At 40.9% G+C, this 13,823-nt stretch carries 11 protein-coding genes; 1 reads left to right on the top strand and 10 read right to left on the bottom strand.

Going from position 1 to position 13,823, the window contains the following annotated elements; translation table 11 throughout:
* Positions 1-159 precede the first annotated feature (159 nt).
* From AC1D0K_RS04965 to AC1D0K_RS04920, 10 genes are all read right to left on the bottom strand, one after another.
* Positions 160-939, bottom strand: coding sequence for a type 1 glutamine amidotransferase domain-containing protein (locus AC1D0K_RS04965; protein WP_477397239.1), 780 nt, complete (start codon positions 937-939; stop codon positions 160-162).
* Positions 940-1,040: 101 nt separating this feature from the next.
* Entirely contained in the window at positions 1,041-1,616 is a 576-nt protein-coding gene (locus AC1D0K_RS04960) for a Crp/Fnr family transcriptional regulator (RefSeq protein WP_394772135.1), read from the bottom strand.
* A gap of 82 nt (positions 1,617-1,698) precedes the next feature.
* The gene (locus AC1D0K_RS04955) at positions 1,699-2,955 is read right to left on the bottom strand and encodes a glycosyltransferase WbsX family protein (RefSeq protein WP_477397241.1); all 1,257 of its coding nucleotides are present in this window, start codon (positions 2,953-2,955) and stop codon (positions 1,699-1,701) included.
* A gap of 485 nt (positions 2,956-3,440) precedes the next feature.
* Positions 3,441-4,253, bottom strand: coding sequence for an AraC family transcriptional regulator (locus tag AC1D0K_RS04950; RefSeq protein WP_477397243.1), 813 nt, complete (start codon positions 4,251-4,253; stop codon positions 3,441-3,443).
* A gap of 36 nt (positions 4,254-4,289) precedes the next feature.
* Positions 4,290-5,303: an SDR family NAD(P)-dependent oxidoreductase gene (locus tag AC1D0K_RS04945; RefSeq protein ID WP_477397245.1), complete on the bottom strand. Its 1,014-nt coding sequence runs from the start codon at positions 5,301-5,303 to the stop codon at positions 4,290-4,292.
* A 6-nt stretch (positions 5,304-5,309) separates the two neighbouring features.
* The gene (locus AC1D0K_RS04940) at positions 5,310-5,687 is read right to left on the bottom strand and encodes a VOC family protein (protein ID WP_477432167.1); all 378 of its coding nucleotides are present in this window, start codon (positions 5,685-5,687) and stop codon (positions 5,310-5,312) included.
* A 535-nt stretch (positions 5,688-6,222) separates the two neighbouring features.
* Positions 6,223-6,540 carry a helix-turn-helix domain-containing protein gene (locus tag AC1D0K_RS04935; protein WP_477397249.1) on the bottom strand — a complete coding sequence of 106 codons (318 nt, stop codon included), beginning with the start codon at positions 6,538-6,540 and terminating at the stop codon, positions 6,223-6,225.
* A gap of 267 nt (positions 6,541-6,807) precedes the next feature.
* Complete coding sequence (locus AC1D0K_RS04930) at positions 6,808-7,650, bottom strand: hypothetical protein (protein ID WP_477397251.1); 843 nt, start codon at positions 7,648-7,650, stop codon at positions 6,808-6,810.
* Between the two features lie 7 nt (positions 7,651-7,657).
* The gene (locus AC1D0K_RS04925) at positions 7,658-8,851 is read right to left on the bottom strand and encodes a hypothetical protein (RefSeq protein ID WP_477397253.1); all 1,194 of its coding nucleotides are present in this window, start codon (positions 8,849-8,851) and stop codon (positions 7,658-7,660) included.
* A gap of 224 nt (positions 8,852-9,075) precedes the next feature.
* Positions 9,076-12,093, bottom strand: coding sequence for a sensor histidine kinase (locus tag AC1D0K_RS04920; protein ID WP_477397256.1), 3,018 nt, complete (start codon positions 12,091-12,093; stop codon positions 9,076-9,078).
* Here AC1D0K_RS04920 and AC1D0K_RS04915 point away from each other — a divergent pair.
* Positions 12,070-13,821 carry a hypothetical protein gene (locus AC1D0K_RS04915; protein WP_477397258.1) on the top strand — a complete coding sequence of 584 codons (1,752 nt, stop codon included), beginning with the start codon at positions 12,070-12,072 and terminating at the stop codon, positions 13,819-13,821. The genes AC1D0K_RS04920 and AC1D0K_RS04915 overlap by 24 nt on opposite strands.
* Positions 13,822-13,823: the final 2 nt, after the last annotated feature.

The following is a 13,823-nucleotide window of genomic DNA, read 5'->3' as shown; positions in this document are numbered from 1 at the left end:
AATGCCAAACTAAATAATTTATCCGAGCACAATTATCAGAAAACCATCTCCCGTTAAATCAGCTTACCATACCCAAAAAAAGAGATTTCATTGCAGACAAAATTGATGTTCGCAATGAAATCTCTATGATATCTAAACCTGGTGAAATCGTGGTTTAAATTACTTTGAACTATCCAACATTTTCATCAGCTCATGGGCAACAAATATTGATGAAGCAGGATTTTGGCCGGTGATCAGTAATCCATCTGTGGTAGTAAACGGTTTCCAATCTTCTCCTTTTACATAGTTAGCTCCTTTAGATATAAGCATATCCTCCAGCGAAAAAGGCACTACTTGTGTTAATTGTGCAGCAGCCTCTTCCGTATTGGTAAAAGCAGCTACCTTTTTACCTTTTATTAACGGCTCACCATCTTTGGTAACAACATTTTTTAATGCCACGGGCGCGTGACAAACAAATGCAATAGGCTTATTATTGTTATAAAAAGACTCAATCAATTTTGCTGAGTTCTTGTCCTCCGAAAGATCCCACATAGGGCCATGGCCGCCAGGATAAAATACAGCAGCATAGTTTTTTTGATTTTCTGCTGATAACTTTACTGTATGGCTTAATTTTGATTGTGTAGCCTTATCGCTGTAATATCTTTTTGTAGCATCTGTGCTGAAATCAGCTGTTTCACTTTTAGGATCAATTGGGGCCTGGCCTCCTTTGGGAGAAGCTATAGTCACCTCGTAACCTTCATCTACCTGGGCATAATAAGGAGCAGCAAACTCTTCAATCCACAGTCCGGTTTTTTTGCCGGTATTACCGAGTTCTGAATGGGACGTTACAACAAACAGAATCTTTTTACCTTTTGCATTTTTTGCCAATTTTACCGGATTAGGCTTTGCCTGCGCATACCCGGTTACTAATATCAGCAAAGCTGCCAATATTGATTTCATAGAATATTTCATTTTTTTAATATTTATTTTGCCCAAAGATCAATGCAAAACAAATAGGTCGATAGGATTCAAATCACACTCTTTATGTGATTTGAATCACGCTATTTTGCAGGTGCGGTCAATCTGCTGAGTGTTTCTCTCGTTATTCCGAGGTAGGAAGCCACCTGTTGTTTTGGAACTTTTTCAAGCAGATCGGGATATAGCAAGATAAGCTGTTCATAACGCTCCCTAACGTTATTGTTTAATAATGACAAGATCCGGTTTTGAAGGGCGATATAACCAAAATTGGATTTTTTGCGAAAAAAATACTCAATCTTATGAAACTCCCTGCAAAGCTTTTCCCGGTTTGCAATTGTCAAACTCAACACTTCTGCATCGTCGATACAGTCAATATAAAGTTGAGCAGGTGTGCCCTTGTAGTAAGATTGATAATCAGAGATCCACCAATCTTTAAACGCGAATTGAAGGATGTGCTCTTTTCCAAGATCATTAACGGTATAGGCCTTTAAACAACCACTCAATACGAAATAATCATTGTTTACCGGATCTCCCCGTTCCAGAAGAATACGGCGGCGTTTAACTTTTTTAAATGAGAAATGAGATAATAAATAATCAAACTCGGCATCATTTAAGGTGATCAGTTGTTCAAAATGTTGCCTTAAAATAATACTCATCATTAATGGGAAAAAGTACACAAAAAGTCATTTCAATACTACTGCTGTTTGAAACAACCCACCTTTTTAATTTGCAAAGATAGGTTTATTTATCATCCACAAATATGCTTTTAACCGCATCAAGATAACCATAACCGTAAACATTATCCGGCTCAAGATAACTCGTCTCTGTCCATTCATTCCAGCTGTTTATGGTGATCAGCGGAGCCTGACGGGGATGGGCATCCACAAAGTCTTTGGCCATTTGTAGTGCTTTTGCAAAATTTTCGGGCGTATTATTTTTCATAACCGCGCTTCGCCCCAACCGCGGGCTGTTATCCCAGCCGATGCTTACATGCGGATAATAGGTTAACTCAAAGGTTGTATCTATCCGCGCCCATTCTTTTTTTACCTTTTTTATAATGTTCATGTAGTCGTCATTTACATCAATAAAATGTACAAACTGGTAATGTGTGGCGCTGGTAAAGCCAAGTTTTTTCACAAAAGCGCTTTCCGGAGCCTTGCCCTTGCCGCCATCAAATCCACTATAGTTAAGATTTTGCGACCACATGGTTAATTGTAACTCAAGCCCCGTGAATCCCGCCCTTTTTGTTTCTTCCTTAAACCACTTTAAGGCCGCGGCTGTTTGTTCTATCCCTCCAAGTCCCGCAATCAATTGGGGTACATCGTAAATCATAAATACGGGTTTCCCATCAATCTTGTAATATTGCGGTAGCTTAAAATACTTTTCAATATTTCGTTTACAGATCTTTTCAAACTCATCCCTGCTTACTTTCCCGTTCCAGATCACGTTTCCATCGTTTATCTTGTTCAGCCTTGTATCCCAGGTATTCACCACATCATGGTTAGCCCACATCAAGTAAAATTTCATTTTATTTACATTGTCGGCTTTCAAAAAGCCGTTGTTCAATGTAGTTTCCATAAACGGGCGACCATCGTACCAATACCAATCAAAAATGAACACATTTACACCATGCTTCGTGGCCTCGTTGATCTCCATGTTCATCACCGCCGGATCTGCTTCATTTACCGTTCCCCATACAGGTTTCCGGTTCCAGTAATGCCCGGGATATCTTTCCTGCATGTTCATTACCGTTTCCCATTCGCCAATACCCGAAGGCCAGAACGGGCGTAAACGCGGGTCATCATTAGCGTAGGCCGGATACAGAAATGCCGCTACATCATATTTCTTTTTGGGTACTTGTTTAGTGTTTTGTGCAACCGAATTTGCGGCTATCAACAATGACAGGCCAAAAGCAACAACAACCGTAAGCCGAATGCTCAGGATTGGTTGATATACCTGTTTCATGCGCACCCCGTTAATCATCTGTAGAAATTTCATAAATGTAAATGTTGATTTGTCATGGCATTAATTTACGGGCGCTGGTATTTATGCAATTTTTAAAAAAAATCTTTAGCCAATCAAAACTTAGGAATATCGTTACACATCTAAATATTTTACAGATAAAGCATGTTACGATGATGTTCACTAATAGTGGTATCGTTTAGAATAATTGGTTGTATCGAAAATATTTGATTTCTTTTAAAGAACCATCCCGCACTGTCTTTAATCTCATCTTAAAATAGAACACCCATTGGAGTACTGGGAATAGGCAAAATCATAAAATAAGCTAATTGGATTTAAAACAAAAAACCCTTAAATCAGCTGATTTAAGGGTTTTTGACTTGATTGGTATCGCTTTTTGTCGGGATGGCTGTACAAATTTCGAACCTTTTCTCCACGATTTAAGGTTGCTAGCAAATTTGGTATTGTGATTTCCATAATGAAAAAGCGAAATACGACATTTTTCAAAAATTACCTAAATACTACTTTTTACCGCCAAGAATAGTAGGCGGGTAGCCGAAATATTTTTTAAAGGCGAAGGAGAAATGCGAAAGATTTTCAAAGCCAGTTTCCAAATATACCTCGATAGGTTTCCTTCCCTGTTTTTCCAACTGGTGATGAGCAAGTGCTAATCTTTTCTCGATGAGCCATTTTTGGGGAGTGGTATTGAATGCCTTTTTGAAGTCACGTTTAAATGTGGTCAAGCTTCGCCCTGTCATAAGCCCAAATTTTTCAATGTTCATGTTGAACATATAATTCCGTTCCATAAAATCCACGATGTTGATTTTATCCAATTGTGAAAAATCGGCTAACACATTGTCAATATTGGGATCAAGTGCCCGTAGAATCGTGATAGCCTCTTCAATCTTCACCGATATGATTTTTTCCGGTAGTTTGCTTTCCAGATCGTAGTAGGGAATTAGCGAAGCAAAAAAGCTTTCCAGCATCGGGTGCTTCTCATAAGTTTTAATCTGATGGTTGTTAACCTCTGTAAATTGGGGTGGATTGCCCGCATAAAATTCCTTTAACCTACTTGGTCTAAAGAATATAACAATTGCTTTATAAGGTAATCCATCCTTTGGATTTTTGATCAGCGTAGATAATTGATTACAAGGAAAAAGCAGCGTATCGCCTGCCCCAAACAAGTAAGATCGGTCTGCCTGTACCACCTTCATTTCACCAGAAATAATTCTGGCAAAAGAATGGTGCTCCATCGCAATCTCGTCCTTGAAATATTTTTCTTCTATACAGGATAGCAGTATTTCGGCATACTCATTTTGTTCTTTTCCAGCCATATCGATTAAAACATAAATCTAAACAATAAAAGAACTTTAAATGGCAAAAACTGAACCTGTCAACTTTTCACTCAAAGTCCAAAGTTTTTTAGCTGATTCTTCTTCCAGCGTATAAGGCATCACCTTTTTCATCAGGCCGGTTTCAACTGTTTCTTCAGTAACTAAATGGTCAAGGTCAGCAATATCATTGTCTTCACAATATACCCCGCCGAAACCATTAAGTTTAGGAGTTGTTGCACACCAAACCGTTGTCGCAGCACCCTGAGAAAGAGACTTCAATCCTTTTGAAGGGTCATTGATCACCTGTCCATCCTCATCAAACACACCATAGGCTACCAAATCCTCATGCGGCACATTTCTGCCTAATTCGGTTTCTGATATGATACCAGGATGTAATGAGTATGAACGAACGCCAAGCTTTTTACCTCTGTTATCCAATTCTAACGAAAAAAGAATACTGGCTGTTTTCGATTGCCCGTAAGCAGAAAAGGATTCAAATTCTCTATGAAGAAAGTTAGGATCATCAAATATAAAGGGAGAAAAGTGATGCCCCCATGATGAAATATTAATCACCCTTGCTGCCCCATCTTTAACCAATGCGGTCCAAAGTTTTGCAGTTAATTGAAAGTGGCCCAAATAATTTGTAGAAAGTTGCGATTCGTATCCACGCTTATCACGTTGCAACGGAACCCACATGATACCCGCATTATTGATCAGCAAGTGCAGTGGCTTACCAGAATTTAAAAATTTATCAGCAAATGCGTCAATGGAATTCGGCTCCATAAGATCCATCGTCTCCACTTCTACGTTTGCAATTCCTGCTAATCTCCTTTTTGCTTTTTCTATGTTTCTGGCAGGCACGATAACTGTTGCCCCTGCATAAACTAATGCCTTCACCGTTTCAAGGCCAATACCAGCATAACCACCTGTTACGATTGCCGTTTTACCTGTGAGGTTGATGCCTTTAATCACATCATTTATAGTGGAAGCTGCATCAAAGCCTGAACCCAAGGGACGCTGTAATGCTCCGTTATAATTGTTCTGTTCCATTTGTATTTAGCTTTTACGAACAAGTTCTAATTCATACCCATCAGGATCAAGTACCCAGGCGGCATAATAACCCGGATAGTATTCGGGAAAAATCCTCGGTGCATGCATGGACTGAGCACCCGCTTTCAATGCTTCATGGTAGAATGAGTTAATTTGCTCATGGCTTTCGGCTACAAATCCAATATGTACTCCACTTGGATTTGAATTACCTTCTTTAAGCCAAAAGAATATAGTTTGTCCATCACCAAAGCCTTTTAAATCCGGGTGACCATCCTGTCCCTTAAAATCCATAGACATGGAGATGCCAAGTGGCTCAAAAGCTTTTGTATAAAAAGCTATTGAACGCTCGAAACTGCTTACTGTTAATATAATATGATCAATCATAATTTTGTTTTTTTGTATATCCAAAGGTATTCCGTTTGTAAAGCCAGGACTTTGTTTTAAAGGCTTATTTTACTTTGCTTAGAGGGCCACTGTTAAATAGATGAAATCAAGCAGATTCAATGTGCCGCTTCTCATTCTCGTAATATTAAGTTTTAAGAATTACCAATGCGGCTATTGCAGCGGCCTAAGGTAAAATATTATGGTACAAAGGTGATCTTCGCTGAATAGAAGCGATGTGAATTATAAATCCTAAAGCGCTTTGCAGCATGCGGAATAGTAAAAATAGCCCCCATTGGAGTACTGGGAATAGGCAAAATCATAAAATAAGCTAATTGGATTTAAAACAAAAAACCCTTAAATCAATTGATTTAAGGGTTTTTGACTCGATTGGTATCGCTTTTCGTCGGGATGGCAGGAAGACAACCCAACAATGTAAATATCTTATTTTCAGTAAATTATAAAAACTATTCCAAGCTGTTCACCTTTTTGTTCGCGGGAACGTTTTAAGTAGCATAGGTTACTGTTCAAAAATTAACTAAGCGCTTTTATTGGTGGACATCATAAAAGTGATATCCTCGTAGTCATAATAAATAGAGCCGCCAATTTTAGTAAATGGAAGTACTCCGCTGTCCCTTAAAGACTGAAGAAAGCCATGTGAAATGCCAAGCAGCTTTTTGACTTCAGCTGATTTCAGCCATTTTTTACCGGGTTGTCCGCTTACGCATTCTTTTATAATGCGTTTAAACTCCTGAAGCATATCTTCCTTGAACTCCAAAAGATCGCTTTGAGTTAGAATTTGATCCCTTGTAGGAACCATTCCTGGTGATTTTGTTCTCTGAGAAGTTGTGTCCATATCTTTTCTGATTTATCGGGCTTCAAAAATCGCAATAGGCCAAATCAGAAAATGACAACTTTGGGAAGGGTTGAGAGCTTTTTATACCAATATAGACTTCAATAAACTCAAAGAGATAAGAAAACAAAAAAGGGGTCACTAACTGTGCCCCCTTAGAAGGTATTGAATTTTGTGATACCTCATTACATATCGTCGGATTTAAACCCAATGCGCCTTCGTGGTTCGTCTTTGCCAATTCGTCATTCCCTGCTTAAAAATCAGGGTCGTTTAAAATCTTATACCCAGATGGGCTGCGATTTGTGTGATCGTACTGTCAGAGCCCCAGGATTCATAGCGTCCGCCCAACACGATGTTGCCAACGACGAAACCCAAGCCAATGGCGTAGGCAACCCCGCCTTTGAAAGTGTCCGAGGTTGAAAAGGCCTCGCCAACATCGCCATCAAAGAAGAATCCGTGCTCGTCGGGGAAAAAACGCAGGCCTAATCTTGCAGTGTTAAACTGATAACTGGTTTCCAATCCATATTTATTTTGGGCCCGCTCCCCTGTATCGAAAATCTGAAATGTGTTCGATAAGGCAAAATTAAGACTTTTGCTTAAGGGAATCTCTAATTTGCCCGTCACGCCAAGGCTGTGTTTGAACAACGTTCCTATTGACCCGCCGGGAATCGATCCGTATTCCCCGCCAATTCCAAATTTGACGCCATCCCCGAGTGACTGGGCAGCGTCCGCGAGGGATTGAATGCCGCTGGTGGCATCCAGTCCGCTGCTGGAAGCGGCGTCTGTCTCCGGAAAGGCTGTCGCTGGACTGGAGCCGGGCGCCTTTTCACCTTTAACGCTACCGCCTCCGACCATGTCTCCGGGACACGGCGGCATCGGAGTAGTGGGCTGCGGTCCGGCAGACGAAAGTCTGCCCGCTAAGACTTCAACCATTTTCTCGTTCCATTCGGCAAGCCTAATGCACCATTGTTGTCTTTCCGGGCACTTGGTCTTACGTGCCGCGTCCCTGGCAACTTCAGCGGCTCTTTTGTAATATTCTGATTGATGGTCTGATTGTTGGCCAAAGGCCGCAACGGTGCTGCACACCAGAAGAATCATGATGAGTGTTTTCATAACATTTTTATTTAAGTTTTACAAAATTTAAAGTATTGGCATAGGTCAAACCTGCTACGGTACTGCGCATCATAGCCACATACTCCTCAATTGCGGCATAGCAATCTGATTCAGACTTCAGCAGGGATACTGAGTAGGGTTTGGCGTAATGAACCGTTATCGCCTGATAGTTCTCGCTTCTTAGCGGGCCGGCCCAGTCCTCTTCCTTTTCAGCAATTTGTTCTCCGATTGCTTTGATGTATTGTTCCTTGAGCATGACCATCGGATCTCCTAACGGACCATCGTAAAGTATGGGCGCTGATAACAGCGTTGTAGATTTTCCGTCGATTGTTATACTGGTCGTCAGAAAAATGTACATCGATTTACCGGTAGCGACTCCACTCCGTTGGGTTGGAGCAACAGCACCCGCTATTTTGCGCACGGCGGAAGATGGTTTGTTTTTTGCCGGGCTGCCGTTTTTGCAGTAGTTGACCAGGTATTTGGTAATTCCTACATTAATCTTATTGATCGTTTCTATCCGGTTTTGACTTTCAGTCAGGTTTGACTGATATTTTTCGACGGCATGATCAAGAAGATCCAGGATGCGGCTTACTTCCTTCTTCAATCCGTCCCGGCCCGCCGTAAGCGCAGTCATCTCTTGTACATCTTTTGCAAATTGCCAGGCGGTCGACACCGCTTGTCCGACGGGGCCGCTATTGGCGAGCATTGCTTTGTAGCCTTGCTCCTCGGCCTCAGTACCAACAATCGACTGGATAGCCGTACCTTTCCTGATCAACGAAAGCACCTTTTCGGAACTGATTACTGCAGATTTAGCTGTTTTGTCAGCATAGGTGGCCGCAGGGTTTAACTTAATAAGATTTTGGATCAGGTTACATGCTGTTTGAATGTTCTTAGCGATAATAGCTGTTGTAAGCGCGCCGTCGCTCATCGAACTTTTCAGATCGAACATCTTATTCCAGCCGCGTTCATCCAAGGTTTCCTGCCTGATCTTGTGAAGATCCTGTATGGCTTCGCTGTTGAGTTTGTAATTGTCAAATGCCTGATTGAATTGCTTGGCAAGGAGCCCATCACGGTAATGTGCCAATTCTTCGCAATCTTGAGCGTGTGCTTCATGACTGTTTATCAGCGTGGACATACTGAATATTAGTATCACGTGCAATACACCTTGCCAAAGCTGCCTTTGTTGATTGATTGATTGCATAATAATTTCGTTTAAATGATAATCTTCAACACCCTGACGATCATATCTTTAGATCGTATTCAAAGTTATTATGCAGGCATGGGCAACCGTACTTGGTAAATTCCGGTTTTTTCTACCGGTTTTTTCCGGTATTTATTTTTTGTGGTTTTTTAAGTGCAAAGCGTAGCCATCCGACCAGAAGCCAGGAACTTATTTTAAGTTAAAGGAGCGGGAGGATTTTATTGTTAGCTTTTTTCGATCATTATGGTGGTACCCGCACCAATTATTGAAAGAATTTCAGCATCATAACCGATTTGCACAGCCCGGTATTTCATATTACGGATTCCGTAGCTGTCCGTTTTTTCAAGGTGATTAAAACCTGTTCCATCGTCTTTGATACAGATCGTTATTTTGGTATTTCTGCCTTGGGCGATCGATACGAAAATTTTACGGCAATTGGCGTGTTTAAAACTGTTATTGACAGCTTCTTTGATGATTAGATGAAGATTCTGCTTCTCTTTTTTTGACAGGTTGGCGTTAATAGCTTCTGCAGCGTAACATTCAAAATGTATTCCTTTTGCTTGCGCTAATGGCAAGGCAAATTTATTGATCCTATTAATCAGGCCGTACACATTGTCGTCGTCATCCTCCAATACCCAAAGCATATCGCGGAGGCCGGCTAATGTGGCGCCGACCAATTCTTCCACCTTATGCAGATAATTGTCTTTTTGGTCTTGCTCGAGGGCTAAATGAGTAAATATTTTAATGGAATTAAGATTACTGCCTAAGTCATCATGAAGGTCATTCGCTATTTCTCGCCGGATCTGGTGTTGGATCTTAATCTGCTTTATCCTGTAGCGAAATATCAAACTCAGGATCATGGCCACACTCAAAAGTATTCCCATTTTGAACCACCAAGTTTCGAACCATTTTGGCTCAATGATCATTGCAAGGCTTTTAGGTTTGCTCCAATAACCGTCTTCGTTTGAGGCTTTGACTTCCAAGGTGTAACCACCGGGCCTAAGTCCGATAAGACTAATTTGATCGCGGTAGCCATTATTGATCCAGTTGGGATCAATCTCTTTAATGCGATAATTGTAGTTCACATGTTTGGGATCGTCATAGTTGATTCCAGTGAAAGAGACGGTCGTTTGTAACCAGTTCGGTGGAATCAATATTTTATTTACAGTGAGATCGGTGTTGGTTGTGTTCACACCGTTATTCAATTTGATCTCAATGTTTTTAAAATAAAAAATGGGCGGAACTTTGTTGATTATCAGTCTTGAAGGATCAATAACCGTAAACCCATTTATTCCCCCGGCATAAATCTTATCCCGATAAATCGTGGCAGTGACCTCTTCGAAATTATTGGAATGCAATCCACTTTCGCTGTAATAGTTCTTGAATTGACGTTTTTGCAGTTGATAAAGGGATAATCCATTGTTACTCGTGATCACCAGTGCAGAATCCCTGAGATTGAAAATATTATAAACACCGTCATTACTTAACCCGTCATTTGAATTAAGCAATTTCACGGTCTTCCCGGCGTTGTCTAACTGAATGATGCCATTACCATATGAGGCGATCCAGTAGCAGCCTTTCGATTCGCACATATCAAAAAACAGACTGAGTTTTGCATTGGACTTATCTGATAGAAAAGCGGGAAAAGTCGAAGTACCGAGCCTACGGTTGATGATTGTTATTGTCTTATCAGAAAGAACCCACAGACGGCCACTTTTATCCAGGAAAATATTATTTACAGAGTTAGAGGCCAGCGCCGGAGTGGAAGAGATATCAATTTTATTAACTCTTTGGTTTCGATAATCCCATAACAGCACGCCGCGGTCATTTTCAGTTCCTAACGCTATCAAAGAATCCCCCAGTAATATATGGCTATTGACAGGAAATGTCTTATATCTTTCAAATTCGGGATAAACAAGTGATATTGGAGTAATAATTTTCTTGTTTAGTACATAAAGTCCATCGTCCCTGGATAATAATACACGCCGGTTGGGATCAAGGAACATGTGATGGTATAAATGTAACTTGTCCAGTTCGATGAAGCGTTCATCCGTATACCGGAGTAATGTCAGCCCCTGACTCTGACCGCAAAGAATATCCTGATTGGGGAGTACCAAAATGGAACGCAAATGGTCCAGTTTTTTTCCGGATATTTCGTCGAAGTAATGTTTCTCAAACGGTCCCGCATACATTTTCATCATTCCTATGCCCTGCTGGCAACCCAACCAGATCCTATTACCATCTTTAAAAATAGATTGCACATAATTGATCCATTTGCCTTCCGTCTGGCCCACGATTTCATCATAAACGCGATAGTCGTCGAGTGTTTTGTTAAGTCCGTACAAATGGCCGTTTCCGGACAAAAGTATTTCATTTGGTTTTATTGAGGCGATGGATAACAGGGAACAGTAATTGAGTACCGGCAGTGCACTTACGGGGCTGACATCAATTTTAACGGAATAAGCACTGTTAAATGATATTTTTCTCAAACCTTGGGCAGTGGCAAAAAGCATCGTATGATCATCGGTTTGGGAAAAACCATAGATGCGGATATTTCCGCTTCCAAGATGGTCATTCAAATCTCTCAACATTATGGTAGTGATCTTTTTATGCGTAATGCCATTGTAGACCACTATACCATAACCGGAATAACAGACCCAAACGTTGTTAAAGTCATCTTTAGCAATACAGTTTGCTTCGAAAAGACCTGGTGTGCGTTTTACCTTGACGTCGATCTCTGGGTTGGGCAGAAAGTACCATTTGTCTGTGTTCAGGATTTTCACCCCTTCATATGAGCCGATCCACAAATGTTGACCGCAGGCTGTCATAGTAATGTTCCAGTCCTGGTTAGAGTATTTGGGTATGGCGATGCTTTTGATTACTGCCCCGGTTGCAGTGCTGATGATGTTTAAATGATCGCGGTTTGGAAGTACCCAAAGTTCACCCTTTCGCGGAGCTTCAATTATCTTTCGGACATCTGGTCCGGAAAGCTGGTATTTTAGTGCAGACTGACTGCTATACAAGGAAAATACCCTCCCATCGAATCGGCTGAGACCATCTTGTGATGCGATCCAAAGAAAACCATTTTTATCTCTTAATATTTGTTTTATATTGTAACTTGGTAAACCTTCCGCCTGACCATATTTAACTAACGCCACTTTCACTTTTTGCTGCGCGGAGGACACAGTAAATGAGGCTAATATCAAAAATAAAACAATATGGAAAACACGTCTGGTATCCATAGTAAACGATGGTTGATAATCTTTTTAATTTACGTAGATTTTACGACAAATGATGATTTACCGAAGATAAAAAAATTAAAAACCATGTTGAATGATCTGCTGGGTGAGATCATGAATGCGGCAACCGATCCAAACAATTCAAGGATTCTCGTGGCTTTGAACAGTATTCGCTTTATAATTGATAATGCTTCCGGTGAAAAGATTGTTAACGAAACGAAACTTTACTCGATCAAAAATAAAGAGAAAGACAACATAATCGACGGTTGCACGATCATTAGCAATAAGGGTATGAACGGAAAGATACTGCAAAACCCGGAGATGCTGAAAAAACTGTTCGAAAAAATTGAACTGTGCCCGGACGAGGAAATAATGCTGATGACCTGGGACCATGGTTCTTCCTTCGGAATATTCAGGCAGGAACCCACGTCTTTAAATGCAAGTCTGGCAAGAACGAATGTAGACCATAACCTTTATCAGTATCCGTATCTAAATCTGTTCTTAAGCTATGCCTTGGAAAAGGGCGCTTCGGCACTTGAAGACGAAAAGCTGCCGGAGAGTATTATCCCTATCCAGGTCGGAAGGCATCTCTTAAAAATGGAGAAGACTTCTTTGAATATGAATACGCTTAACCGTTTCATTAAAGAAGGGGTCGCAAGTCAATACAATGAAAAGGATGGTAAAATCACTATGCCAAACCCTGTCGATGACACTGAAGATCTGTTGGTTCAACATATCGCTGCGGTACCTAATTCGCAGGAGGCTATAAATCCCGGAGCAATAAGCGATGGGATTGAAGTCGCGCCGCTCGTGCCGGAGATACTAAAGAACAGCGAATTGAATGAAACTTTAAAAGACTGGCTTAAAGGCAGAAAAGTTGGGGTTTTACTTATGTCCAACTGCTGGATGATGAACATGCACAGTATGTTTGCGTTTCAGGGGACCGTGCAATGCTTTGTTGCTCCCCAGGGTGATATCGACTTGCCGGGCTATAATATCAATGCGATACTTCGCGAGATTAACAAAACAGAAAATGTCACTCCCGCTCCTGCCGAATTAGCTTCAATTTGCGTATCTACTGTTGACGATTTTTATTCAAAAGCGAAAGCGCTGGTTCTCTGCCCGGATGACCCGGACGTGACCGAACGTTTTAAAATATTTGCTGTTGATTTGGGCAAAACGACTGATGGCAAATCAAACTTTAAACTGCAATTCGATTATCTACAGGAGCTATTGATCGCTTTAAATACTGAGCTAAAGGCCGAAGGAGCGCTGAACCAGGAATTGAAATACTTTTTCAAATATATTCGTTCCGCATGCTTCGATTTTAGCAGGGGATTGACTATGACGATCGATGTGGTTAACTGGATTCAAAGCTTGAAATTTACGGACAGTAGTCTACCGCGAGAAGAACGCAAACTAATCAGCGCGTTAACCGTACCCATGAACAAATTTTTGAGAGCAGTTATTGAAAATCCAACTTCGATCATAATTAATTGTTCGAGCGGAAAAAAAGTATATGAAAAAGAGGACAAGAGAGCAGTTGAAACTGCGACGATACAATTGTCGCCATCCGGTTACAGTATTTTTTTTCCGATCGCTGATTATAGCGATCTGCTCAAATTAAAGGATAATATATCATCAGATGGTTTAATAGGACAGTTGCCCGAATGGAAAAATTTCCTCGAATTAATCGAACCTCGGACAACTGCTATATTCAAAGCTCCATAATT

The sequence above is a fragment of the Mucilaginibacter sp. P1_A3 genome (assembly GCF_056406855.1).
Note: the sequence above shows the minus strand (reverse complement) of the source record. Positions and strands in the feature narration are given on the sequence as shown.